At 75.5% G+C, this 25765-nt stretch carries 13 protein-coding genes and 1 pseudogene; 1 reads left to right on the top strand and 13 read right to left on the bottom strand.

Annotated features, from left to right (window positions below; genetic code table 11):
* Positions 1-175 precede the first annotated feature (175 nt).
* Positions 176-5624 (top strand): annotated as a pseudogene (locus F7P10_RS10440) (carboxyl transferase domain-containing protein).
* Positions 5625-5680: 56 nt separating this feature from the next.
* On the opposite strand, the gene F7P10_RS10435 reads toward F7P10_RS10440, so the two are convergent.
* The 13 genes from F7P10_RS10435 to F7P10_RS10380 form a co-directional block, all read right to left on the bottom strand.
* Positions 5681-6415, bottom strand: coding sequence for a DUF899 family protein (locus tag F7P10_RS10435; protein ID WP_151009161.1), 735 nt, complete (start codon positions 6413-6415; stop codon positions 5681-5683).
* Positions 6416-6431: 16 nt separating this feature from the next.
* Complete coding sequence (locus tag F7P10_RS10430; protein ID WP_151009160.1) at positions 6432-6791, bottom strand: metalloregulator ArsR/SmtB family transcription factor; 360 nt, start codon at positions 6789-6791, stop codon at positions 6432-6434.
* The gene (locus F7P10_RS10425; RefSeq protein WP_151009159.1) at positions 6751-7182 is read right to left on the bottom strand and encodes an SRPBCC domain-containing protein; all 432 of its coding nucleotides are present in this window, start codon (positions 7180-7182) and stop codon (positions 6751-6753) included. Before F7P10_RS10425 ends, F7P10_RS10430 begins: the two co-directional genes overlap by 41 nt.
* A gap of 113 nt (positions 7183-7295) precedes the next feature.
* On the bottom strand, positions 7296-8348 hold the full coding sequence (locus F7P10_RS10420; protein WP_151009158.1) for a restriction endonuclease subunit S: 1053 nt from the start codon (positions 8346-8348) through the stop codon (positions 7296-7298).
* A complete protein-coding gene (locus F7P10_RS10415; RefSeq protein ID WP_151009157.1) occupies positions 8341-9675 on the bottom strand; it encodes a type I restriction-modification system subunit M in 1335 nt (444 codons plus the stop codon). Before F7P10_RS10415 ends, F7P10_RS10420 begins: the two co-directional genes overlap by 8 nt.
* 105 nt (positions 9676-9780) lie before the next feature.
* On the bottom strand, positions 9781-10194 hold the full coding sequence (locus F7P10_RS10410; RefSeq protein WP_151009156.1) for a DUF1257 domain-containing protein: 414 nt from the start codon (positions 10192-10194) through the stop codon (positions 9781-9783).
* An 11-nt stretch (positions 10195-10205) separates the two neighbouring features.
* A complete protein-coding gene (locus F7P10_RS10405) occupies positions 10206-11804 on the bottom strand; it encodes an Hsp70 family protein (RefSeq protein ID WP_151009155.1) in 1599 nt (532 codons plus the stop codon).
* A 91-nt stretch (positions 11805-11895) separates the two neighbouring features.
* The gene (locus F7P10_RS10400; RefSeq protein WP_151009154.1) at positions 11896-14262 is read right to left on the bottom strand and encodes a hypothetical protein; all 2367 of its coding nucleotides are present in this window, start codon (positions 14260-14262) and stop codon (positions 11896-11898) included.
* 799 nt (positions 14263-15061) lie between these two features.
* Entirely contained in the window at positions 15062-16651 is a 1590-nt protein-coding gene (locus F7P10_RS10395; protein ID WP_151009153.1) for a hypothetical protein, read from the bottom strand.
* A gap of 144 nt (positions 16652-16795) precedes the next feature.
* Positions 16796-19264, bottom strand: a complete 2469-nt coding sequence (locus F7P10_RS42215; RefSeq protein WP_176611398.1) for a hypothetical protein — start codon at positions 19262-19264, stop codon at positions 16796-16798.
* A 123-nt stretch (positions 19265-19387) separates the two neighbouring features.
* Positions 19388-21778, bottom strand: a complete 2391-nt coding sequence (locus tag F7P10_RS10390; protein ID WP_151009152.1) for a WD40 repeat domain-containing protein — start codon at positions 21776-21778, stop codon at positions 19388-19390.
* 12 nt (positions 21779-21790) lie between these two features.
* Positions 21791-24202 carry a hypothetical protein gene (locus F7P10_RS10385; RefSeq protein ID WP_151009151.1) on the bottom strand — a complete coding sequence of 804 codons (2412 nt, stop codon included), beginning with the start codon at positions 24200-24202 and terminating at the stop codon, positions 21791-21793.
* Positions 24199-25743, bottom strand: a complete 1545-nt coding sequence (locus F7P10_RS10380; RefSeq protein ID WP_151009150.1) for an AAA family ATPase — start codon at positions 25741-25743, stop codon at positions 24199-24201. Before F7P10_RS10380 ends, F7P10_RS10385 begins: the two co-directional genes overlap by 4 nt.
* Positions 25744-25765 lie beyond the last annotated feature (22 nt).

Raw genomic sequence — 25765 nt, 5'->3', positions numbered from 1 at the left:
TTCGTGCCGTTCGTCGGGTGCTCACTGGTGGGCACACCGCGATCCGGTGGCGTTTGGAGGATTCCAACAAACTTGGCCGCGTAGCGTGCGATGTCCGCGACATGGAACTACCGGCCGATAGACGAGAGGCTGACGCCGCCGGTCAGTCTCACGCGTCCACAGGGGGTTCGGTCAGGTGTTCAGTCGTGTCGCCATCGTCAACCGTGGTGAGTCCGCGATGCGGCTCATCCACGCCGTGCGGGACATCGCCGCGGAGAGCGGCACGCGGATCGAGACCGTCGCCCTGTACACCGACGTCGATCGGGCCGCCGGGTTCGTTCGCGAAGCGGACCTCTCGTACGATCTCGGGCCCGCGTCGGCGCGGCCGTACCTCGACCTCGAGGTGCTGGAGCGCGCGCTCGTGGAGTGCGGGGCGGACGCCGCGTGGGTCGGCTGGGGGTTCGTCGCGGAGGATCCGGCGTTCGCGGAGCTGTGCGAGCGGATCGGGGTGACGTTCGTCGGGCCGAGCGCGGACGCGATGCGGCGGCTCGGCGACAAGATCGGCGCGAAGCTGATCGCCGAGGAGGTCGGGGTGCCGGTGGCGCCCTGGAGCCGGGGCGCGGTCGAGAGCCTGGACGCGGCGGTGGCGGCGGCCACCGAGATCGGCTACCCGCTGATGCTGAAGGCGACCGCGGGCGGGGGCGGCCGCGGCATCCGGATGATCGCGAACGAGGCGGAGCTGGTGGACGCCTACGAGCGCACCGGCCAGGAGGCCGCGCGGGCGTTCGGCAGCGGCGTGGTGTTCCTGGAACGCCTGGTGACCGGCGCCCGGCACGTCGAGGTGCAGGTGATCGCGGACGGTGAGACGGCGTGGGCGCTCGGGGTGCGGGACTGCTCGGTGCAGCGCCGCAACCAGAAGATCATCGAGGAGTCGGCGTCGCCGGTGCTGCGGCCCGAGCAGGCGGCGGAGCTGAAGGCGTCCGCCGAGCGGCTGGCGGTGGCGGTGGGCTACCGGGGCGCGGCGACGGTCGAGTTCCTCTACCACCCGGGCGACGAGCTGTTCGCGTTCCTTGAGGTCAACACCCGCCTGCAGGTCGAGCACCCGATCACCGAGGCGACCACCGGGTTCGACCTGGTGCGGGCGCAGCTGCACGTGGCGTCCGGCGGACGGCTGGAGGGGGCCGCCGGCGGAGCGCGGGCACGCGATCGAGGCGCGGCTGAACGCCGAGGACCCGGACCGCGACTTCGCGCCCGCCCCGGGACGCATCGCGCGGCTGGAGCTGCCCGCGGGGCCGGGCGTCCGGGTGGACACCGGGGTGGGCGAGGGCGACACGATCCCCGCCGACTTCGACTCGATGATCGCGAAGATCATCGCCTACGGCCGGGACCGGGACGAGGCACTGGGCCGGCTGCGCCGGGCGATGGCGCGGACCACCGTGATCATCGAGGGCGGCGCGACGAACAAGGGCTTCGTGCTCGACCTGCTGAACCGGCCCGAGGTGATCGACGGCAGCGCGGACACCGGCTGGATCGACCGGGTGCGGGAGGCGGGCGGGCTCGTCTCGCACCGGCACTCCGGTGTCGCGCTGGTGGCCGCGGCCATCGAGGTGTACGAGGAGGAGGAGCGCGCCGAGCGGGCGCGGCTGCTGTCGACGGCGTCGGGCGGCCGACCGCAGGTGCGGCACGAGAGCGGGCGGCCGCTGGACCTCAAGCTGCGCGGCGCCGGGCACCGGCTGCGGGTGGCGCGGGTCGGCGCGCACCGGTTCCGGGTGGGCGTGGAGGCGGGCGACGAGGTGCGCGCCGCCGACGTCGAGCTGGAGCGCTTCGACCGCCACACCGGCCGGATCACCGTCAACGGCACCCGGTACCGGCTGGTCATCGGGACGCACGGGCCGGTGCACCTGGTCGAGGTGGACGGGGTGCCGCACCGGGTCAGCCGGGACGAGGGCGGCGTCGTCCGCTCGCCCGCGCCGGCGCTGGTCGTCGCGACGCCGGTGGCGGCGGGCGCCGAGGTCGAGGCGGGCGCGCCGGTGCTGGTGCTGGAGAGCATGAAGATGGAGACGGTGCTGCGCGCGCCGTTCAGGGCGCGGCTGAAGGAATGCGTCGTGTCCGTGGGCAGCCAGGTGGAGGCCGGCGCGCCGCTGCTGCGGCTGGAGCAGCTCGCGGACGAGGCCGAGGCGGAGGACGCCGCGGTCGGCGGGGCCGTCGAGCTGGAGCTGCCGGCGGCGCCCGGTGCGGTGCCGGTGCGGGAGCGCGCGGCGCGCGGCCGGGAGGACCTGCGCAGCCTGCTGCTGGGCTTCGACGTCGACCCGCACGACGAGCGCCGCGTCCTGGCGGACTACCTCGCCGCGCGGGCGGTGGACGGGCCCCGGCCGCTGGCGGACGAGCTGGCGCTCGTCGACGTGTTCGCCGACCTCGCCGAGCTGGGCCGCAACCGCCCGGCGGGCGGCGAGGAAGGCCACGTGCACAGCGCCCGCGAGCACTTCCACACCTACCTGCAGAGCCTGGACGCCGAGCGGGCCGGGCTGCCGGACGCGTTCCGGGAGCGGCTCGCGAAGGCGCTCGGGCACTACGGCGTCACCGACCTGGAGCGCACGGCGGAGCTCGAGGCGGCGGTGTTCCGGATCTTCCTGGCGCAGCAGCGCGCGTCCGCCGACGCGACGGTCGTCGCGACGCTGCTGCGCGCGTGGCTGCAGGAGCCGCCGCCGGACGAGCGGATGCGGGAGAGCGTCGGGCTCGCGCTGGAGCGGCTGGTGGCGGCGACGCAGGTGCGCTTCCCCGTGGTGTACGACCTGGCGTGCGGGGTGGTGTTCGCGTGGTTCGCGCAGCCGCTGCTGCGCCGCAACCGCGCCCGCGTCTACGCCGGCGTGCGCCGCCACCTGCGGCACCTGGACGAGTTCCCGGACGCGCCGGACCGCGCGGAGCGCGTCGCCGAGATGGTCCGCAGCACCGAGCCGCTGGTGCGGCTGCTCGGGCGGCGGCTCGGCCGCGGCGGCGCGGACGGTGAGCTCGACAACACGGTCATGCTGGAGGTGCTGACCCGCCGGTACTACGGCAACAAGGGGCTCCTCGACGTCCGCACCCGCGAGGCGGGGGGCTGCACGTTCGTGGTCGCGGAGCGGGCGGGCTCGCGGCTGGTGTCGGCGGCGGTGCGCTTCGAGGCGCTGGACGGCGCGCTGCGCGGCCTCGCGGACCTGGCGGGCGAGGAGGACGTCGACGCCGACATCTACCTCGCCTGGGAGGGGCAGCCGGACGACTTCGACGCGATGGCGGCCGCGCTGCACGAGGTGATCGGCGCGCGGCCGCTGCCGGAGCGGGTCCGCAGGGTCACCGCGACCGTCGCGGGCAGCCGCGGCGCGGTGATGCACCACCACTTCACGTTCCGTCCGTCGGCGGACGGCATGGCCGAGGAGCGGCTGATCCGCGGCCTGCACCCCTACATCGCCGAGCGGATGCAGATGGAGCGGCTCGGCGAGTTCGACCTGACCCGGCTGCCGTCGTCGGACGAGGAGGTCTACCTCTTCCAGGCGGTTGCGCGGGAGAACCCGTCCGACGACCGGCTCGTCGCGTTCACGCAGGTCCGGGAGCTGACCGAGCTGCGCGACCAGGACGGCCGGCTGGTCACCCTGCCGATGGCCGAGTACAGCATCGCCAGCTGCCTGGAGTCGATCCGCCGGGTGCGGCAGCTGCGGCCGTCGAAGAAGCGGTTCAGCACCAACCGGATCGTGGTCTACGTCTGGCCGCCGATCGGCCTGACGCAGGCGGAGCTGGAGATGATCGTCGGGCGGGTGCTGCCGTCGGCGGCGGGCGCCGGGCTGGAGGAGATCCAGCTCATCGGACGGCGCCGCGACGCGGCGACCGGCGAGCTGAGCAAGATGGCCGCGCGGATCACGTTCGACGCGGCCGGGGGCGTCCGGGTGACGGTCGGGGAGCCGTCCGACGAGCCGGTCGAGCCGGTCGACGGCTACCGGCAGAAGGTGCTGCGCGCGAGCGCCCGCAACACCGTGTACCCGTACGAGCTGACGCGGATGCTCGGCGACTTCGTGGAGCACGACCTCGACGGGGACCACGCGCTGGTGCCGGTCGACCGGCCCGCGGGGCGCAACACGGCGGCGATGGTCGCGGGCGTGGTGAGCACGCCGACGGCGCGGCATCCGGAGGGCGTCACGCGGGTCGTGCTGCTCGGCGACCCGACGAAGTCGCTCGGCGCGCTGTCGGAACCGGAGTGCCGCCGCGTGATCGCCGCGCTGGACCTGGCCGAGCGGCTGCGGGTGCCGCTGGAGTGGTACGCGCTGTCGTCCGGCGCCCGGATCTCCATGGACTCGGGCACCGAGAACATGGACTGGGTGGCCGCCGCGCTCAAGCGGATCGTCGAGTTCACCCAGGACGGCGGCGAGATCAACGTCGTTGGTCGCGGGCATCAACGTCGGCGCGCAGCCGTACTGGAACGCCGAGGCGACGATGCTGATGCACACCAAGGGCGTCCTGGTGATGACGCCCGACTCGGCGATGGTGCTGACCGGCAAGCAGGCGCTCGACTTCTCCGGCGGCGTGTCGGCCGAGGACAACTTCGGCATCGGCGGCCACGACCGGGTGATGGGCCCGAACGGGCAGGCGCAGTACTGGGCGCCGGACCTGCCGGCCGCGCGGGACGTCCTCATGGCGCACTACGACCACACCTACGTGGTGCCGGGCGAGGACGGGCCGCGGCGGCGGAGACGACCGACCCCGCCGACCGCGACATCTCCGACTTCCCGCACGCGGTGGAAGGCAGCGACTTCACGACCGTCGGGGAGATCTTCTCCGCCGCGGCGAACCCGGACCGCAAGAAGCCGTTCGACATCCGGACCGTGATGCGGGCCCTGTCCGACCAGGACCACCCCGTCCTGGAGCGCTGGGCGGGCATGGCGGACGCGGAGACCGCGGCGGTGCAGGACGTGCACCTCGGCGGCATGCCGGTGTGCCTGCTCGGCATCGAGTCGCGGTCGGTGCCGCGGCGCGGGTTCCCGCCCACCGACGGACCGGACGCCTACACGGCGGGCACGCTGTTCCCGCAGTCGTCGAAGAAGGCGGCGCGGGCGATCAACGCGGCCAGCGGCAACCGGCCGCTGGTGGTGCTGGCGAACCTGTCGGGCTTCGACGGCTCCCCGGAGTCGCTGCGCAAGCTGCAGCTGGAGTACGGGGCGGAGATCGGCCGCGCGATCGTGAACTTCCGCGGCCCCATCGTGTTCTGCGTGATCTCCCGGTACCACGGCGGCGCGTTCGTGGTGTTCTCCAAGGCGCTGAACCCGAACATGACCGTGTTCGCGCTGGAGGGCTCGTTCGCCTCGGTGCTCGGCGGCGCGCCCGCCGCCGCCGTGGTGTTCTCCAACGACGTGGACGCCCGCACCGAGGCCGACGCGCGCGTGCAGGACCTGGAGGCCCGCGCGGCGGCCGCCGCCGGTCCCGAGCGGGCGGCGCTGCTCGCCGAGCTCGGCGAGCTGCGCGCGTCGGTCCGCGCCGAGAAGCTCGGCGAGGTGGCCACCGAGTTCGACCGGGTGCACGACATCCGCCGCGCGGTCGAGGTCGGCTCGGTCGACGCGGTGATCGGCGCCGCGGAGATGCGGCCGCGGATCATCGAGGCCCTGCGGGCCCGCCTGGGCTGACGGCGGCCCGGGCCGACGCCGGGCGGGCGGGGCACGTGCCCGCCCGCCCGGCGGGGTCAGGAGGTGCCGAGGTCGTCGGAGTGCCCGGCCTCCAGGCGGGCCCACTGGGCGGTGGGCCGCCCGCCGGTGGCGAAGTACTCCTCGTCGGCGTCCCATCTCCGGGGCCATCCGGCGGGCGAGTCCTCCCACGGCTCCTGGCGGCCGTGGACGGTCATGTCCAGCAGCCCGTAGCTCGGTGCCATTCCGGCCTCGACGCCGCGCCCGGTCGTCCAGTACGTCTCGAACACCCGGTCGCCGTCGCGCAGGTAGGACGCCAGCAGGAAGGGGCCGCGCCCGGCCATCAGCGTGCCGGCGGAGTCCTGGACCGAGTACCAGGGCATGTCCAAGCCCATGAAGTCCCGGTAGCGGACGCTCTCGTCGTACGGGCCCTGGCAGAACGTGGCATAGGTGACGTCGCGGGCGTGCAGGTAGGACAGCTCGCGGACGTGCCCGTTGCAGAAGGTGCAGCCGGGGCACTGGGCGGCGGCCTCCCGGCCGGTGTGCCACATGTGGAAGTAGGCGATGAGCTGCGAGCGGCCCTCGAAGGTGTCGAGGAGCGTGACCCGCCCGTCGGGGCCGGTCAGGGGCAGGGACGCGTCCACCTCCACCATCGGGAGACGGCGGCGGGCCGCGGCGATCGCGTCGCCCTCGCGGGTGTGCGCCTTCTCGCGGGCGCGGAGCTCGTCCAGTTCGGCCTGCCACGCGGCCCGGTCCACGACCGGCGGCAGGGCGGTCGCCGTCTGCTGCTTCATGATCCCCTCCAAGTGTTCATTGATCCAGGTGCTCGCTCAGGGCGTCGAGGGGGCCGTCCCAGTCGCGCGCGAGCGCGGTCAGGAACTGCTGTGCTACCCGCATCGGTGCGGAGCGAACTCGGTAGCGCACCCGGCGCCGCTCTCCCGGCTCGGCGGTCACCAGGCCGGTCTCGGCCAGCAGGGCCAGATGCTTGGCGACCGCCTGCCGCGTGATCGGCAGGCGGCAGGCCAGGTCCGTCGCGGTGGCGGGCCCGTGCGACGCCAGCGCGGCCAGGATGCCGCGCCGGGTCGGGTCCGCCAGCGCCGCGAAGACCTTCTCGGCGATCGCCTCCGCGTCAGGCGGCGTCGAGGAATTCGACGAGTTCGCCGAGCTCACGCGCCCATCCTTCGGTGTGGCTTGCGTAGGAATCGCGGTGCAGGTCGTCCGGCAGCTGGGCGAAGCCGGTCTCGACCACGGTGAGGCGGGTGCCGCCGGCGGCCGGTTCGAGCGTGAACTCGACGTAGGTGCGCCGCGGGTCGTCCTCGGGCGCCCCGTCCATGCGCCACGTGTACCCGAACACCCTCGGCTCCTCCACCCGCTCGACGCGCAGGTCGGCGGTGGACCCGTCGGCCCAGCGGAGCCGGGCCGCGCCGTCCGGGCGCAGGTCGATCGTCGCCTCGTCGCCGAACCAGCCGCCGAGGCCCTCCGCCGTGGTGATCGCCTCCCAGACCCGCGCGGGCGGGTGGGCGAGCTCCACGGTCCGTTCGATGCGATCAGGGAAACCCATGATGAAACCCCCGTGTATGGCAACCTCTTGGTTGCGACACTATGGCAACCGATGGGTTGCGTCAAGGGTGGGTGCCGTCACGCGGGCCGTGCGGGGGAGGGCCGGCGGGCCGGTCAGCGTCCGGCGACGAGGCCGGGCAGGAGCGTGTCGCGGAGGGCGGCCAGGGCCCTCGCCTCGGCCGCGGCGGCCTCGACGCGGCGGGCGAGGGGCTCGACGGCGGCGGTGAAGCGGCGGGCGGCGGCCTCGCCCGGCCAGGGGACGGGGTGGCGGGCGAGGTCCGGCCAGGCGGCGCGGGGCATCCGGGTGCCGTCGCTCACGGCCGCGGCGTGCGCGACGACGGCGTCGCTCGACAGGGCGGCGAGCAGCCAGCCGCGGTACCCGTCCGCGGCGGGACGGACGACGAGGATGTCGGTCGACGCGACACCGTCCACGAACGCGAGCCCGACCTTGTGGAAGTACGGGCGGAGCTTGCCGAACAGGACGTCGCCCGCCGCGAAGCGCGCCTTGCCGCTGCGGACCCCGGCGGCGTCCGTCCAGGTAGTGAGCCACATGTGGCGGCGGGGGACGTGCTCGAGCGCGATGTAGGGCGCGGCCGCGTCGATGCGGGACGCGGGGACGGCCTCGCGGTTCGGCGTTCCGAGGGCGTCGATCCGGACGGACGACGCGGCCGCGGCGGCGGCCGCGTCGTACCGAGCGCGGACGAGCTCGTCGGCGAGGCCCGCGAGACGGTCGTTCACGGCGATCTTGTCGTCGAGGGCGCCGAGGACGCAGGCCGCCCGGTCCTGCCGGGCGCGGGGCACGCGCGGCACCCGGAGCCCGTTCAGGGTCGCGTGGGTGAGGAGCGGCTGGCCTGACCCCATCCGGTACCGGTTCAGGTCGAGCGACTTGAGCAGGTAGTGGACGTAGCGGGGGTTCACGCCGTCCTTCGGCGTCACGATGATCGCGTTGTCGGTGACCCAGCAGCGGTCCGGGCTGTAGTGGACGGTGCCGCAGTACGTGCCGACGCGCCCGACGACGATCGTCCCGGCGTCCGCGTTGAACCGGCCGGAGGTCCCGATGACGCCGTTCGACCCGTACGTCCGGTACGGCCGGTAGGCGCCGTCCGGGGACGGGCGGGCGCGGCCGTTCGCCAGGTCGACCAGGTCGGCGAGCGGGACATCAGCCATGCGGGTCCCGCAGCCGGTCCCGGACGATCGCGTCGAGCCGGGACGACTCGTCCAGGCAGGCGAGCAGCTCCTTGGTGAGGCGCTCGACGCGGCCGGCGGCGGGTTCGGCGGACCGGGCGGCGGGCGTCCCGACATAGCGGCCGGGAGTGAGGACGTGGCCGTGCTCGCGGATCGCGGCCAGCGGGACCGAGCGCGCGAAGCCCGGCTCGTCCACGGCCTCGCCCGCGCGCCAGGCGCGGTGGGCGCCCGCGATCCGGTCGACGTCGGACGGGGTCAGGACGCGTTCGGCGCGGTCCACGAGGGTGCCCATGTCGCGGGCGTCGACGAACAGGACGTGCCCCGGCCGGGCGCCCTTGTCCTTCGCGAGGAACCACAGGCACGCCGGGATCTGCGTGGTCCGGAACAGCTGGGACGGCAGCGCGACCATGCAGGAGACGAGGTCGGCCTCCACGAGCGCCGCCCGGATCTCGCCCTCGCCCGTCCGGGTGGACGACATCGAGCCGTTCGCCATCACGACGCCGGCGGACCCGGCGGGGCCGAGCTTGGCGAGGATGTGCTGGATCCACGCGAAGTTCGCGTTCCCGGCGGGCGGGACGCCGAACCGCCAGCGGGGATCGTCCGTCCGGCGGTACCAGTCGGACATGTTGAACGGCGGGTTCGCGAGGACGAAGTCCGCGCGGAGGCCGGGGTGGGCGTCGGTGTGGAAGGTGTCGGACGCGTGCAGGTCGCCGCCGATGCCGTGGACGGCGAGGTTCATCCGGGCCAGCCGCCACGTGCGCTCGTTGGCCTCCTGCCCGAACACCGCGATGTCGTCCCGCACGCCCCGGTGGCTCAGCACGAACTTCTCCGCCTGGACGAACATGCCGCCGGAGCCGCAGCACGGGTCGTACACGCGTCCTTTGTACGGTTCCAGGATCTCCACGAGGAGCCGCACCACGCCTGCGGGGGTGTAGAACTCGCCGCCGCGCTTGCCCTCGGCCCGCGCGAACCGCTCCAGGAAGTACTCGTAGATCTCGCCGAGGACGTCGCCGGGCCGGTCGAACCGGGCCGGGTCGAAGCGGGCGGCGTCGATGAGGTCGACGAGCTCGGCGAGGCGGCGCCGGTCGACGCCGCCGAAGATCTTCGGCAGGGCCCCGGCGAGGGACGGGTTCGCCGCCATGAGCGCCTCCATGGCGGCGTCCAGCGCGCCCCCGAGATCACCTCCGGGCGGGTCCGCCCGGACGGCGTCCCAGCGGGCCCGCTCGGGGACGTCGAAGGCGCCGGAGCCGGAGGTGAACTTGAGGAACACCAGCCCCAGCACGAACTCCTTGTACTGGGAGGCGTCCATGGAGCCGCGGAGCTTGTCCGCGGACCGCCACAGGATGTCCTTCAGATCCGCCCCCCGGTCAGAACGTGCGCGGTCAGAACGTGTGCGGGTCAGAACGTGTGCGGGTCAGAAGGTCGTGCGGCGCAGCGTCAGCCTGACCTCGCCGGTCCTGCGGTCGGTCTCCTCGGCGGTGACGTCGAAGCCGTGGCTCTCGGCGAACGCTATCGCGGTGAGGCGCCCGTACCGCTGCGACACCTTGTCGAGCCACCGGGCATCGTACTCGCGCCGGTCGAAGCCGCTGATGATCGCCTCGAACGTGCCGTCGTCCGTCCGGTGGAACCCGAGGTCGTTGCTGGCCGACCCGATGTGCTTCCGGCGGACGACCACCTCCGCCTGCTCCGGACGCCGGTCGCCCTGGTAGCCGTACAGGTGCGTGGGGGACGAGTGCGACTCGACGTGCCGGAAGCCCAGCTCGTTCAGGGCCGTGACCAGACGTTCCTGGTCGGTGATCGCGGTTCGGACCTTCGTGTAGTGCGACATGGCGTCCTCCCTCAGGACAGCCGGACAACGGGTTGCCGGTCGAGCACCAGGGTGTTGCGCTGGATGTCGTAGGCGGACACGGTCAGGCGCTTCTGCGCGTCCACGCGGAAGTCGAGCCGGAAGCGGTCGACTCCCGCCTCGGCGGGCGGGTCCGCCTCCAGGAACGTGGGGCTGTCCTCGTTCAGCCACAGCCGGGAGCGTTCCTGCAGCCGCTGCGCGGTGACGGCGACGGTGCGGGCGCCGCCGTTCGCGTCGAACATGATCTCCAGGTCGGAACTGGCCTCCCGGTAGCTCGCGTGCGCCAGCTCGTAGACCGCGATGCCCAGATGCTTCTGCCCGTTCCGGATCGCCTTGATCGTCAGCTTCTTCACCGGTTCGGGCGTCGGGTACTCGGTGCCCGCCTCCACCAGCGTCTCGAACTCGTACGCGCCGGTGTCCCGGTTGACGTGCCGGATCGCGTAGTCGTGCTGGATGTGGTCGCTCAGCTCGTAGCCGCCCGCGATGCCCGCCGCGCCCGCCGCGACGGCCTCCAGCGGACGGTCCAGGTGCAGCGAGTCCGGCGGGAACTGCAGGGACAGGACGTCCTGCACCGCCGGGATCAGGCTCGTCCCGCCCACCAGGAACACCTTGGAGATCTCGTCGGCCGGGAACCCCTTCGCGGCGGCGCCGTCGAGCGTCTTGCGCAGCGCCCGGTTCACCCGGCCGAGGACGTCCTTGCGCTTGAGCAGCCCGTCGAACTCCGCCCGGGTGATCTCCATGCCGTACCGTCCGGCCTCGACCTTCGCCGAGTCCTGCGAGGTCAGCGCGACCTTCGCCTGCTCCGCCGAGCGCAGCAGCTCCCGGAAGATCCGGTTGTACTCCTCGGTGTCGCCGAACGGGACGGCGGTCTGCTCGGCGACGTGCTCGGCCAGCAGCGCGTCGATGTGGTCGCCGCCCAGGTCGAGGCCCGCCTTGGCGATCGTCCGGACGGACGCGCCCGCGGTGGCGTTCGACGGGTCGAGCACCTTCACCGCACTCGTGTCGAGCGTCCCGGCGCCGAAGTCGAACACCAGGAACACGTCCCCGGGGTTCAGCCGGGCGCTGTACCCGACGGCCGCGGCCGTCGCCTCGTCCACCACGCGCAGCCGCGCCGCGCCGCCCGCCTCCTCGCCGACCTCCTGGACGAGCCAGTCGCGGTAGGTGTCGAACGCCTCGACGGGCGCGGTCGCGACGATCTCCAGGTCGCCGGAGTCGACCGCGAGGGTCGCGGCGGCCATCACGTCCGACAGGAACCGGGTCGCCGCCTGCCGCGCCGTGACGGTCCGGTCGCCGCCGAGCCGCCGCGGGATGTCCACCGTCCGCCCGGTCACCGCGCTCTTGGTCGACTGGAACGTCGCGTTCTCGGGGTCGCTCGCGATCTCCGGTGTCACCTGCGCGCCGATCCACCGCCGGTCGCCGCCGCCCGAGAAGGCGATCCGGGACGGCACGACCCGCTGGTCGACGCCCCGGTCCCCCTCCCGCGACAGGTCCAGGCCGGGCAGCGGGATCGGCTCCCCGCGGTCCAGCTCGTGGTCCCAGCCCGCGACGACGGTGTTGGCGGTGCCGAAGTCGATGCCGATACGGGTCGTCATCGTCCCCCTTTCAGAGATCCCATCCGTATTCTTCCGCGATCTCCTCTCCCGCGCCGCCCCTTATGGCCTTGACGGCGCGGCGATCGGCCCCTCACAGGCTGATGTCGTGCTCGCCCGCCGCCAGCTCGACGGTCTCGCCCAGCTCGACGTCGAACCGGAAGCGGTGCGCCAGGGACGCGCCGAGGAGTTCCAGGACGGCACGGTCCCGCCCGGTGACCAGCGGGTTCGCCAGCGCCGCGTCGACGGCGCCGAGGTCGCGGGGCACCAGGTCCGCGACGGGGCGCCGGACGAGCGCGGGCACCTCGCGCGGCCGCAGGTCGAACAGGTCGATGCGGCCGTCGCCGTTTCCCGCCGCGAGGAACTCGCCGCCGGGCGACACCGTCAGCCCGGTCGGCCGGGCGCCCGACGGCGACCGGTGCACGTCGAGCGGCGACAGCGTCGCGCCGCTCAGGAAGTGCAGGTCGCCGGTCCGGTCGGCGATGACGACCTGGCCGGTGCGGGGCAGCGTGCCGAGACCCGCGCAGCCGCGGATCTGCGCGTGCCGCGCGGGCACGCGGTGCCCGTCGGCCACCCGCAGCTGCACCGTCCACCCCTTCGCGTCGGCGCACGCGACCGTGTCGGCGTCGACGAACCCGACCTCGGTGACCGGCCGTCCCGGATGGGCGCCGACGGCGTGCCCGGTCGCGGGGTCGATGAGGTGCACCGAGCGGCCGAGCAGCGCGAGCCGTCCCGAGCCGCGGTGCGCGACGATCCGCCGCGGCCACTGGCGCAGGCCCAGCCCGAACTCGGTGATCGGCCGGACCCGGACCGGGCCGCCCGCGTCCCCGAGCAGCAGGTCCCCGTCGCGGGTGCCGCCCGCGAACGTCCCGTCCCCGGTCAGCGCGAGCGACGTGACGGAGCCGAGCCCGGTGTGCAGGGTCGTGTCCGACCCGTCGGCGCAGCGCACCACGCGGCACGGGCCCGCGCCGCCGCGGCCCCGCTCCCCGGCGAGGACGACGCCGTTCCCGGCGTGCAGGACGCACCCGACGGGCGAGTCGAACCAGTCGTAGCGCTCGACGAGCCGGGCGGTGCGCAGGTCGAACACGCCCGCGACGCCCGCGCGTCCCGCGACGGCGAGGAACGGGCCGTCGGGGGCGAACGACACGTCGTCCACGTGGTGCCGGAAGCGCAGCCGGCCCCGCCGCGCGGCCGTCCACCGCGCACGGTCGCCGTCGCCGTCGCGCAGCCCGGCCGCGACGGCCGCGCGGTCGGCGCGGCGGAACCGCGTGAAGAGCTCCCGGTCGTCCTCGCCGCGGGGCGCCCACCCCTCGAACAGCCGGAACAGGGCGGCGCCGGTCGGGATCGGGACGTCCAGCACGAGCGCCCACAGGTCGTCCCATTCGCCGCGGTGGGCGAGCTGCTCGGCGAGGTAGCGGACCTCGTCGGCGGACATGTCGCGGACGCGGGCGCGGCGGTCGTCCCCGACGACGACGCGGACGAGGTCGAGCTCGCCCGCGACGAGCATCGCCTCCCGGAGCCGCGCGCGGTCGGCGTCCCCGCGCGACAGGTAGGCCAGGGACAGCAGGCCGCCGTCCGGATCGAGGGCCCGGTACTGGTTCGGCTGCCCGGTGAGCAGGTAGAACGCGGCCCGCGTCACCGGATCGGCGGGCGCGAACCGGTACTGCGCGCAGAACCCGGCGAGTCCCTCGTGGCCGACCGCGCGCTCGCACAGTTCCTCGATGAGCGGCCGGTCGTGCACCGCACCGAACTTCTCGCGGGCGATGTCGCGGAGCGGATGCCCGCGCATGCCCACCGCGTCCAGGAGCGCCTCCCGGTACGGCGTCCGCCGCAGGATCGTCGCGTCCGTCTCCAGCGCGACGACGCACCGCGCGTCGTCGCTCGGGCGGCTCCAGCGCAGCAGCGCGTCTCCGAGTTCTTCGGACGGCGCCTCGAACCACGCGTCCCACAGGGCCGCGAGCTTCGCGGCGGGCGGCGGCGCCATACCCGCGAGGAGGACGTCCCGCAGCGGCGTCCCCGGACCGGTGTCGGCGTCCCACAGCGCGTGCAGCATCGCGCCCGTTGCCGTGCGGCAGAACGCGGCGGCGTGCGCCCGGACGTCCGGGTCGGGATCGGCGAGCAGCTCCGGCGCCCGTCCGGCCTCCTCCGGGAGCCAGCGGAGGAGGCGGCCGTGCAGGGCGAGCGTCTGGAGGCGGGCCGGCTCCCGGACGGCGATGGCGCCGGTGTCCAGGACGGCCTGCCGGAGTTCAGGATCGCGCGTTCGGGCCCACCAGCCCGCGATCCGCTCCCGCGCCCGTTCGTGCAGCCGGTGCGCGGGGTTCCGTGCGATCCGGACGACCGCGTCCCGCGCGCCGGCGTCGCCGCCGGCCGCGTCAGCGAGCAGCCGCTTCGCGGCGCGCGCGCCGAAGGGGCCGCGCCGCCCGCTCGCGGCGATCCGCCGGTCGGTGTCCGTCCGTTCCATCGGCGCCTCCCTCACAGGCTGATGTCGTGCTCGCCGCGCGCGGGCGCGACGGCCTCGCCCAGCTCGACGTCGAACCGGAACCGGTGCTCCAGGCACGCCCGGAGCAGTTCGAGCGTCCGCCGCGTCCGGTCGCTCGACGCCGGGTCCGTGCAGGCGGCGGCGACGAGTTCGAGGTGGCGGGGCAGGAAGGCCGCCATGGGGCGCCGGACGAGCGCGGGCACCTCCAGCAACCGCAGGTCGAACAGGTCGATGGCGCCGTCGCGGTGCCCGGCGGCGAGGAACTCGCCGCCGGGCGACACCGTCAGCCCGGACGGCTGGCCGCGCCGCGACGGCGCGTGGACGGCGACGCCCTCCAGGGTCTCGCCGTCGAGAAGGTGCAGGTCGCCGTGCCCGTCCGCGGCGACGACCCTGCCGCTGCCGGGGAGGACGGCCATACCCCCGAACCCCGGGAGCTTCGCGTGGTGGTGCGGCGCGTCCCGTCCGGATTCGAGCGGCACCCGCGTCAGCGTCCCGTCGTGCTCGGCGCAGACGAGGGCGCCGGGCCCCGCGAACGCGATCCGGGCGATGGCCGACCGGCGGAGGACGGGACGGGCCCGGCCCGTGGCGGGTTCGATCAGGTGGACCGAGCGGCCGAGCAGCGCGAGCCGTCCGGTCCCTCCGGGCTGGGCGGCGAGCTGCCGGGGCCACTGGTTCTTGCCCAGCTCGAACGACTGGACGCCGCGGGCTGCGAGGCGCCCGTTCACGCCGCTGAACAGCAGTGTGCCGTCCCGGGTGCCCGCCGCGAAGGTGCCGTCCCCGGTCAGCGCGAGGCAGTCGGCCGCGCCGGACGCCGTGTGCAGGACGCGCTCGCGGCCGTTCTCGCACCGGACGATCCGGCACTGCGCCTGCCCGTGGTTGGGGTGCTCGGCCGCGACGAGCGCGCCGCCGAGGTGCAGGACGCTCCCGACGGACGCGCCGAAACCGTCGTAGCGTTCGACGAGTTCGGCGCTGCGCAGGTCGAACACGCCCGCGACCCCGGTGATGCCCCCGACGGCGAGGAACGGGCCGTCGGGGAGAACGAGACGTCGTTCACGCGGGTGTGGAACCGGTAGCTCGCCTGGGGTTCGGTCTGCGGCGGCTCTCGCTGCAGGAGGTCCGTGCCCGCCTCGAGGGACTCCGGTTCGGCCTCCCGCAGCAGCGCGAACAGGCGGCGCTCGTCGTCGCCGCGCGGCGTCCAGCCGTCGAACAGCCGGACCAGTTCGACGGCGGCGGTGAGGGAGAGGTCCTGGAGGAGCGACCACAGGTCGTCCCACTCGCGCCGGCGGGCGAGCTGTCCGGCGAGGTAGCGGGTCTCCTCGCCGGACATGTCCGGAACGCGGGAGCGCCGGTCCTCGCCCGCGATGACCCGGACGAGGTCGAGTTCGCCGGCCGCGAGCATCGCGTCCCGGACGAGCGCGCGTTCGGCCTCCGGGGCGGACGCGTAGCCGAGCGACAGCAGGCTCCCGTCGGGGTCGAGCGCCGCGTGCTGGGCGGGGCGTCCGGTGGCGATGAAGAACAGGGCGCGGCGGGCCGGATCGGCGGGGGCGAGCGCCCGTTCGGCGCAGAACGCGGCCGCGCGCTCGTCCGACAGCGCCCGCGTGCAGAGTTCGTCGGTGAGGGCGGGGTCGTTCAGCGCGGCGAACCGCTCGGCGGCGATGGCGGCGAGCGGGTGGCCGTCGAGGAGCAGGGCGTCGAGCAGGGCCTCGCGGTGGGGCGGTTCGAGCAGGACGGCCGGGTCCGCGGCGACCGCGACGACGGTGAGCGGCGCGTGCCGCCCGCCGGGCGCGGGCCGTCCCCAGCGCAGCAGCGCCGCGCCCGCCTCCCCGGTGGGGGAGCGGAGCCATTCGCGCCACAGCCCGCCGAGGACCCCGGCGGGCGGGGGCGCGGCGTTCTCCAGCAGCACGGCCCGGAGCGGCGTGCCCGGACCGGCACCGGAGTTCCACAGCGCCGCGAGCATCGGGCCGGTGGCGGTCCGGCAGCGCGCCGCCGCGCGCTCGCGCACGTCGGCGTCGCCGTCGGCGAGCAGCGCCGGCGCCCGGTCCGCGTCCTGGACGTCCCATTCGGCGAGGCGGTCGTGGAGCGCGAGCGTCTCCAGCCGCGCGGGGAGCCCCGCCGCGACGGCCCCGGTGGCGAGGACGGCGGCGCGCAGTCCGGGGTCGCGCGTGTCGCTCCACCACCCGGCGAGGGACTCCCGCGCCCGCTCGCGCAGCCGGTGACCGGAGGTTCCCGCGATCCGGACGACACCGTCGCGGGCGTCCGCGTCGCCCTCCGCCGCCGCGAACAGCCGCCGCGCCGCCCACGCGCCGCGGGGGCCGCGCCGCGCGCTCGCGGCCGTCCACCGTTCCGCCCGCCTGCGCCGCCGGTCCGTCATCGTTCCCCTTCCCGCAAGGGTCCATTGAACGCCGGAGGCACCGAGACCCCTCCCAGGCCGATGCCGTGCTCGCCGCCCCGGTACGAGGTGGACGGCGTCGCCGACCTCGACCGCACCCGCTCGACCATCGTGTTCCCTCCGCGCTCACAGGCCGATGTCGTGCTCGCCGCCGACGAGGTCGACGGCGTCGCCGACCTCGACGTCGAACCGGAAGCGGTGCTCGAGGGCGGCCCGGAGGAGTTCGAGCGCCGTCCGGGTCCCGCCGGCGAGCGTCCGGTCGCCCAGGGCGGCGGCGACGTCCCGCAGGTGGCGGGGCGACAGGTCCGCGACCGGGCGGCGGAGGAGGGCGGCCGTCGCCCGGGGCCGCAGGTCGAACAGGTCGATGCGGCCGCTGCGGTAGCCGGCCGCGAGGAGCGTCCCGTCCGGCGACACGGCCGCTTCGCCGGCGTGAGGTTCGAGCGAGGGGCGGATGTGGAAGCGTTCCGGCGGGTCGCCGCCGTGGACGTGCAGGTGCCCGTACACGCACTTGAAGACCGCCTCGCCGCTGTGCGGCAGCGCGAACAGCTCGCTGAAGCGGCCCTGGTGCGTGAGCGCCGGTGGTCCCGGCCGCCCGTCCCGCAGCGACATCCGCATCACCGGCCCGCTCCGGAGCGTGCAGACGAGCGTGTCGGCGTCGAGGAAGCCGGCGGCGGCGACGGGCTCGTCGGTGGGGAAGGTGGTGGCGGAGCGGGCCCCTGGGTCGATCAGGTGGACGCCCGGCCCGCCGCCGAACGCGACGATCCGTCCGGACTCGCGGTGCACGCCGATCCGTTCGGGCGGCTCGTCGTCGCCGAGCCCGAACCGGGCGGCGGGCAGCGTCCGGATCTCGCCGCCGGGGTCGCCGAGCAGCAGGTCCCCGCCCTCCGTCCACGCCGCGAAGCCGCCGTCGTCGCCGGTCAGGCCGAGGGACGTGACGGGATGGGCGGGGGTGTGCAGGACGCGCGCGTCCCCGCCGGCGTAGCGGATCAGCCGGTTCTCCGGTGTCGAGTACTCGGGCCGGTGGGACGCGATCACGACGCCGTTGCCGGTGTGCAGGATCCGGTCCGGCCGCGACCGTCTGGTCTCCTCGTACGTCCGGACGATCCGTTCCGTGCGGAGATCGATCTCGCTCAGCCGCTGCACGATGCTCGCGACGGCCAGCCGCGGGCCGTCGGGGGAACCGGGAGGTCGGTCGGGTGTTGGTTGGTCGGGGGAAAACGAGAGGCCGGTGATGTAGAAGCGCTCGAGCCGTAGGGTCTTGTACGGCTCCAGCGGTGCTCGCTCGGGGAGCCGCGCGATGCCGTCGTCGAGGGCCGCGAGGTCGGTGTCGCGGAGCGTGCGGAAGTACCGGTGCTCGTCCTCCTCGCGCGGCGCCCACCGGCCCGCCAGCCGGACCAGTTCGGCGGCGGTCGCGATGGGCAGGCCCTGGACGAACGCCCAGAGTTCGTTCCATTCGCGGCGTTCGGCGAGCCGCTCGGCGAGGTAGCGGGCCTCCGCGCGCGAGACCGCGGCCGTCCGGGCGCGGTGCCGGGAGCCCGGCCGGGCGCCGGCCGGGCCGGGCGACGGGTCGCCGACGATGACGCGGACGAGGTCGAGGTCGCCGTTCGTGAGCAGGGCGTCCCGGACGCGGGCGCGCTCGGCGTCCGAGGCGGCGGCGTAGGCGAGGACGAGGAGCCGCCCGTCCGGGTCGAGCGCCCGGTAGCGGCCGTCCTGCCCGGTCACCACGTGGAACAGGGCGCCCCGGACCGGGTCCCGGGGGGCGAGGCCTCGGTCGGCGCAGAACCTCGCGGCGTCCGAGTCCGGCCGGAGCAGCACCAGCTCGCACAGGTCGTCGACGAGTCGCGGGGCGTGCGTCGCGGTGAGTTTCTCCGCCGCCGCGTCGCGCAGCCCTTCGTCGCCGAGGAGCAGCGCGTAGAGCAGCGCCGCGCGGTGCCGCTCCTCGAGGGCCGAGCCCGGCTCCAGCCCGGCGATGGCCGACGCGGCCGGCCGCGCGTCGTCGGCGGGGACCCCCCACCGGAACAGCGCCCTCTCCAGAGGGGCGGAGGGCAGCCGGAACCAGCGGGCCCACAGCCGGTCCAGCTGCGCGGTCGGCGGCGGCTCGTCCCGATCCAGCAGGACCTCCTCCAGCCTGCCGAAAGCCCCTTCCCACAGGGCGTCCAGCAGGGCGCCGGAGGCGTCGCGGCAGGCGGCGGACGCGTTCAGCCGCACGTCCGGATCGCGGTCGGCGACGAGATCGTTCGCATGCCCGGTGTCCCGTTCCGACCAGTTCCCGGCGAGCCGTCCGTGCAGGGCGAGCGTCCGCAGCCGGGCGTATCCCGTCCCGGCGACGGCGCCGGTCTCCACGACGACCGGCCGGAACCGCTCGGAGTCCGGACGGCCCTCCCCCCACCACGTCGCGAGCCTGCGCCTGGCCCGGTCGCTCGCGCGGTGCTCCGGCGTCCGCGCGAGCCGGGCCACCGCCCCCCGGGCCTCCTGGTCGCCCTTCCGCGCCGCCGCGAACAGCCGCCGCGCGGCCCACCGTCCGCGCGGTCCGCGCTTCGCGCTCGCGGCCGCCCGCCGTTCCGCCCGTGCCGACTTCCCGCCCATCGCCCTCACAGCCCGATGTCGTGCGCGCCGTCCACGATGCGGACGGCGCCGCCGCACCGGCCCCGCGGGCCGCGCCCGCCGGACGCGGCGACGCGCCGCGCCGCCCGTGCCCGATCGGTCATCGCGCCCCCCTCACAACCCGATGTCGTGCTCGCCCGCAGGGAGCCGGACGGCCTCCCCGATCTCCACGTCGAACCGGAACCGGTGCTCCAGGCACAACCGGACGAGCCGGACCAGTGCCGTCGCGTCCGGGCCGAGCGCGGGGTCCCGGCCGATCGCGCCGACGGGGCCGAGGTGCCGGGGCAGCAGGTCCGCCACCGGACGGGCGATGAGGTCCGGCAGGTCCGTCACCGGCAGGTCCGCGAGGTCGAACAGGTCGACGCGGCCGCCCGCGCCGGCGACCGCGACGAGGTCCCCGACGGGCGACACCGCGAGGCCCGTCGGGGCGGCGGGCGCCGGGGCGCGGCGGCCGCCGACCGTGGTCAGCTCGGCGCCGTCGAGGACGTGCAGGTCGCCGCGCCCGTCCACGACGACCGGCTCGCCGGTGCCGGGCCGCACCCCGAGACCGCCGAGGCCGTCCACCCGGGTGCCGGGCGGTCGCAGGAGCGTGCCTCCCGACAGCCGCAGCAGCACGACCTCTCCGGTGTCGTAGCCGCAGGCGAGCAGGCCGGCGGCGGCGAACGCGAGCCTCGCCGGGCGCCCGCCCCGGTCGTAGGTGAACGTCCGGCCGGTCTCGGGGTCGACGAGGCGGACCCGCCGTCCGGCCAGCGCGAGGTGCCCGGTGCCGGGGTCGACCGCCACCGCGCGCGGCCGGTCGTCGGCGGTCGGCGCCCGGTACAGGACGCCGACGCCGGCGGCGTCGCCGTGCAGCACCTCGCCCGTCCGGAGCCCGGCGACGAACCGGCCGCCGTCGCCCGCCCGCGCCAGCGACGTGACGGACCCGGGGCCGGTGCGCAGTACCTCCGTGCGGCCGTCCGCGCAGCGCAGCAGCCGGCACGGGGCGTCCTCCCGGTCGGCGCGCTCGCCCGCGATGACGGTGCCGTCCCCGACGTGCAGGACGCACCCGACCGGGGCGGCGAACCCGTCGTACCGGGCGACGAGGTCGCCCGATCCGGTGTCGAGGACGCGGACGGACGCCCCGGGGCCCGCGACGGCGAGGGACCGGCCGTCCGGCGCGAACGACACGCCCGCGACCGGGCCGCCGCACTCCGTCCCGAACCGGACGGACGCCGACACGCGCGAGGAGTCCGCCAGGGCGCGGAGTTCGCGGAGGCCGCGTTCCGCGACCTCGGCCGGGGTCTCCCGGAACGCCTCGAACAGCCGCCGGTCGTGGTCGTCCCGCGGGGCCCAGCCGTCGAACAGCCGGAAGAGGCCGGCGCCGAGCGGGACGGGCACGTCCCGGACGAACGCCCACAGCTCGCTCCACGCGCCGCGCCGGGCGAGCTGTTCGGCGAGGTAGCGGGCCTCCTCGTCCGGCATCGCCGCGATGCGGGTGCGGCGGTCGTCACCGACCAGGACGCGGACCAGGTCCAGGTCGCCCGCCGCCGCCATTGCCGCGCGGACGCGGGCCCGCTCGTCCTTCCCGGCCGCCGCGTAGGCGAGGGCGAGCAGGCCGCCGTCCGGGTCGAGGGAGCGGTACTGCCCGAGCTCCCCGGTGGCGAGCAGGAACACCGCGCGCCGGACCGGGTCCCCGGGGACGAGCCCGTGCCGTTTGCAGTGCGGGACGAGCGAGGGACGCTCCAGCGCGCGCTCGCACGCCTCGTCGACCAGGTCCGGCACCCCGAGCCCGGCGATCCGCTCCACCGCCATGCGGGCGATCGGGTGGTCGTCGCGGCGGCCGAGCACGCCGAGCAGCGACCGCCGGTTCGCCGGTTCCAGCAGGACGTCCCGGTCGCGGGTCACCGCGATGACCGTCACGGGCGCGAACTCCGGGTCGCTTGCGGGCCGGTTCCACCGCAGCAGCGCGCCCTGGAGTTCCGGATCGTGGGCGTCGAGCCACCGCCGCCACAGGACGTTCAGTTCCTCTTCCGGGGGCGGCTCGGGGTTCGCCAGCAGGGCCGTGTACAGCGGCGTTCCGGGGGCCGGGCCGCTCAGCCACAGCTCCCGGCACAGCGGCCCGGCGGCGGTCCGGCAGGCGGCGGCGGCCCGGTCGCGGACGTCCGGGTCGGGGTCGGCGAGCAGGTCCGGCGCCCGTCCGGCCTCGTCCGGCGGCCACGCGTCCAGCCGGTCCAGCAGCGCCAGCGTCAGCAGCCGCGCCTCGCCCTCCAGCGCGACCGACTCCGTGTCCAGGACGATCCGCCGCAGGTCCTCGGCACGCGTCTCCGCCCATCGGGACGCGACGGCGTCCCGCGCCTGATCGCGCAGCCGGTGGTCCGAAGTGCCCGCGATCCGGACGACGCCGCCGAACGCGGCCTCGTCGCCGCGCGCCGCCGCGTCGAGCAGCCGCCGCGCCGCGCGCCGCGCCCGCCACCCGTCCCCGGCGGACGCGCTCGTCCAGCGTTCCGCACGCTTCCGGCCGGCCACCGCATCGCTCCCTTACAGGCTGATGTCGAACTCGCCCGCGGAGAGCCGGACGGCGTCCCCGATCTCCACGTCGAAGCGGAACCGGTGCTCCAGGCACGCCTCCAGCAGCCGCAGCGCGCCCGCGGCCGCCGGCGGCAGCGCCGGGTCCGCGAGCGCCGTGGCGACGATGCCGAGATGCCGGGGGACCAGGCCCACCACCGGACGCTCCGCCATCAGCGGCACCTCGCGGACGCGCAGGTCGAACAGGTCGGTGTGCCCGGCGGCGTCGCCGACCGCGAGGAAGTCGCCGCTGGGCGCGGCGGTCGCGCTCGTCGGCCGCCCCGGCTCCGCCGCCCGGTGGACGGTCGTGCGCGCCGCCGTCCGGCCGTCGAGGACGTGCACGTCGCCGCGCTCGTCCACCGCGACGACCTCGCCGGTGCCGGGCAGCGCGCCGATCCCGCGGACGCCGTCGAGGTCCGCGCGGCCGGTCTCCACCGGCTCGTCCCGGAAGTCGCCCGTCCCGCGCAGGCACCGGACGAGCCCGCCGCGGCGGGCGCAGACGAGCGCGTCGGCGTCGATGAACGCGGTCCACCCGGTTCCGGGGACGCGGTCGACGAGGCGCGGCTCGTCCGCGTACGCGTCGGCGACGGCGAGGCGGCGGCCGAGCACCGCGATCCGCCCGGACGGGCGGTGCACGGCGACCGAGCGCGGCCAGTCGGCCTCGTGCACCCCGAACGCGCCCGCCGGCAGCGCGGTGACGGGCCCGCCGTCCGGCTCGCCCAGCAGCAGCCCCCCGGCGCGGGTGCCCGCCACGAAGCCGCCCGCGGGCGTCCGCGCCAGGGACGTGACCGAGCCGGGCGTCCGGTGCAGGGTCCGGGTGCCGCCGCCCGCGCAGTGCAGCACCCCGCACTCCCGCTCGACGCGGTTGGTGCGCTCGGCGGCGATCAGCGCCCCGCCCGCCAGGTGCAGGACGCGCCCCACGGACGAGCCGAACCCGTCGTAGCGTTCGACGGGCTCCGCCGAGCGCAGGTCGAAGACGCCCGCGACCCGGTTCGTGCCCGCGACGGCGAGGAACGGGCCGTCCGGGGCGAACGACACGTCGTTGACGCGGCCGTGGAACAGCAGCCGCGCCCGGCGGCTCACCCGCGTCCGGAACGGCTCCAGCAGCGTGGGCGCGTCGCGGAGCGCGGCCGGGTCGGCCGCCCGGTACAGCTCGAACACGCGGCGCTCGTCGTCGCCGCGCGGCGCCCAGCCGTCGAACAGCCCGCACAGCTCCGCGCCCACCGCGATGGGGACGTCCTGGACGATCGACCACAGGTCGTCCCATTCGCGGCGCAGGGCGAGGCGCTCGGTGAGGTAGCGGATCTCGCCGAGCGGCATCTCCGGGATGCGGGCCCGGCGGTCGTCGCCGACGATGACCCGGACGAGGTCCAGGTCGCCCGCCGCCAGCATCGACGTCCGCAGCCGGTCGCGCTCGGCCTGCGACGCCGACGCGTAGGCGAGGGCGAGCAGGCCGCCGTCCGGGTCCAGGGCCCGGTACTGCCCGGTCTGGTCGGTGAGCAGGAAGAACACGGCCCGCCGCACCTGGTCCCTGGGGGCGAGCCGGTGCTTCTTGCACACCCAGACGAGTTCGGGGTTCTCCAGTGCGGCGGCGCACAGCTCGTCGGCGAACACCTGGTCGTGCAGGCCCGCGACGCGCCCCTCCGCGATGGCGCACAGCGGATGGTCGCCGAACGCCAGCGCGTCGATCAGCGCGCGGCGGTGGCGGGGCCCGCCCAGCGGGCCGGTGCCGAGCGCGACGGCGCTGAGCCCCTCGGCGCGCCCGTCGGCCGCCGGGCGCCCCCACCGCGACAGCGCCTCCCACAGCCGCCCGTCCGGACGGTCGAGCCACTCCTCCCAGAGCCGGCCCAGCGGACCGGACGTCGGCGGCTCGCCGTTGCCGAGCAGCAGGTCCCGCAGCGGCGTGCCCGGCCCGGAGTCGTTGGCCCACAGGCCCTGCAGCATCTCCCCGGACGCCTCCAGGCAGAACGCCGTCGCCCGCGCCCGCACGTCCGGGTCGATGTCGCCGAGCAGCTTGGGGACCCACGGCGCGTCGCCCGCGTCCAGCCCGGTGCCCAACCGCCCCAGCAGCGCGAGCGTCAGCGCGCGCGCCAGCGGATGCCCGGTCGCGACGGCCCGCAGGTCGAGCACGTACCGCCGCAGGTCCGGGTCGCGCGACTCCACCCACCACTGCGCGACCGTCTCCAGCGCCCGGTCCCGCAGCCGGTGGCCCGGCGTCCCCGCCACCCGCGCGACCGCGTGCCGCACCTCCGGGTCGCGCTCGTCGGCCGCCGTGAACAGCCGCCGCTCCGCCCACCACCCGCGCGGCGACCGCCCGGCGGACGCGGCGGCCCACCGGCCGGCCCGCCGCTCCGCCCGCGGCGCCCGCGGCGCTCGTGGCGTCAAGCCAGTTCCAGCCGCACCTGATGCTCGGCCGCCTGCGCCGCCTCCGCGAACGACGCCGACTGCGCCCGGCCGTCCCGCAGCCACGACCGCAGGTCCTCGATGCGCTCGCGCTGCGACCGGCTCAGCGGGACGAGCCGCTCGATCGCCGCCGCGACGTCGTCGGTCGTGATGTCGCGCGGGCCGTCCGCGAACGCCCGGTACAGCGCGTCGACGATCGCCTGCTCGATCTCCGCGCCGACGTACCCGTCCGACAGCCGCGCCAGCCGCATCACGTCGAACACCGCCGGATCGCGCAGCCGCTTGCGCAGGTGCACGTTCAGGATCTCGCGGCGCTCGGTGTCGGTCGGCAGGTCGAGGAAGAACACCTCGTCGAACCGGCCGCGCCGCAGCGTCTCCGGCGGCAGCGCCCCCACGTCGTTCGCGGTCGCCACCACGAACACCGGCGACGTCTTCTCCTGCATCCACGTCAGGATCGTGCCGAACACCCGCTGCGACGTGCCGCCGTCCAGCCCGCCGGACGCCATCGACTTCTCCAGTTCGTCGATCCACAGCACGCACGGCGACACCGTCTCGGTGATCTTCAGCGCCAGCCGCAGCCGCTCCTCCGACTCGCCCACCAGCGAACCGAACAGCGCGCCGACGTCCAGCCGCAGCAGCGGCAGCCGCCACAGCCCGCTGATCATCTTCGCGGTGAGGCTCTTGCCCGTCCCCGGGATGCCGATCAGCGCCATCCCCTTCGGCGCCGGCAGCCCGAACTTCGCGGCGTCCTCCCCGAACGCGCTCTCCCGCAGCGTCAGCCACTCCTTGAGCAGCTCCAGCCCGCCGACGTCGTCGAGCGTCTCCTCCGCGCTGTAGTACTCCAGGGCCTGCGACGCCCGGATGACCGCCTTCTTCTCCTCCAGCACCGCCGGGATGTCCAGCTCGTCCAGCACCTTGTCCCGGACGATCGCCTTGGAGAACGCGCGCCGCGCCTGCGTCGCCGTCAGCCCCAGCGCCGCCTGCGCCAGCCGCCACCGCCCGTGGTGCGTCAGGTCGCACTCCACCCGGGTCTGCTTGATCAGCTCGTCCAGGTCCTCGCGCAGCTCCCACAGGTCCGGCAGCGGCATGTCCAGGACGACCACGTCGTCGCCCAGCTCGGCCGGGACGTCCGGCGAGTACGTCGTCACCACCAGCGACGCGTACGTCGACACCAGGCTGTGCGCGAGGTTGCGCAGCTTCCGCTTGACCGCCGGGCTCTTGTGCCAGAACTCGTGGAAGTCCTTCAGGACGTAGAGGTCCTTGCGGTTCGGGTTGTCGCGGGTCAGGTCCGCGATCTTGTCGAGGGCCGCGTCGGGCGTCGGCGCCGTCGGCATCGGCCGCCCGTCCCGCGACACCAGGCCCCGCGCCACGTCCCACATGACGAGGTCGGACTTGGCGGACGCGTCCCGCCCCACCCGCACCTCGTTGAGGACCTCCAGCGCCCGCTGCTCCTCCACCGTCACCAGGACGATCATCGGCACCCGCGCCCGCAGGTACAGGTTCAGATCATCGTGAACGCTCATCGGTCTCCCCGGCGCCCGTCGG

This window comes from Actinomadura sp. WMMB 499 (genome assembly GCF_008824145.1).
Lineage (GTDB): Bacteria > Actinomycetota > Actinomycetes > Streptosporangiales > Streptosporangiaceae > Spirillospora.
This window is presented reverse-complemented; position numbering and strand designations above follow the sequence as displayed.

Excerpts from the sequence above, each read along its gene's own strand:
- F7P10_RS10400 (WP_151009154.1), bottom strand. The coding sequence starts at position 14,262 with ATGGAACGGACGGACACCGACCGGCGGATCGCCGCGAGCGGGCGGCGC.
- F7P10_RS10395 (WP_151009153.1), bottom strand. The coding sequence starts at position 16,651 with ATGACGGACCGGCGGCGCAGGCGGGCGGAACGGTGGACGGCCGCGAGC.
- F7P10_RS10425 (WP_151009159.1), bottom strand. The coding sequence starts at position 7,182 with ATGGGTTTCCCTGATCGCATCGAACGGACCGTGGAGCTCGCCCACCCG.
- F7P10_RS10380 (WP_151009150.1), bottom strand. The coding sequence starts at position 25,743 with ATGAGCGTTCACGATGATCTGAACCTGTACCTGCGGGCGCGGGTGCCG.
- F7P10_RS10415 (WP_151009157.1), bottom strand. The coding sequence starts at position 9,675 with ATGGACGCCTCCCAGTACAAGGAGTTCGTGCTGGGGCTGGTGTTCCTC.
- F7P10_RS10420 (WP_151009158.1), bottom strand. The coding sequence starts at position 8,348 with ATGGCTGATGTCCCGCTCGCCGACCTGGTCGACCTGGCGAACGGCCGC.
- F7P10_RS10410 (WP_151009156.1), bottom strand. The coding sequence starts at position 10,194 with ATGTCGCACTACACGAAGGTCCGAACCGCGATCACCGACCAGGAACGT.
- F7P10_RS10435 (WP_151009161.1), bottom strand. The coding sequence starts at position 6,415 with ATGAAGCAGCAGACGGCGACCGCCCTGCCGCCGGTCGTGGACCGGGCC.
- F7P10_RS10405 (WP_151009155.1), bottom strand. The coding sequence starts at position 11,804 with ATGACGACCCGTATCGGCATCGACTTCGGCACCGCCAACACCGTCGTC.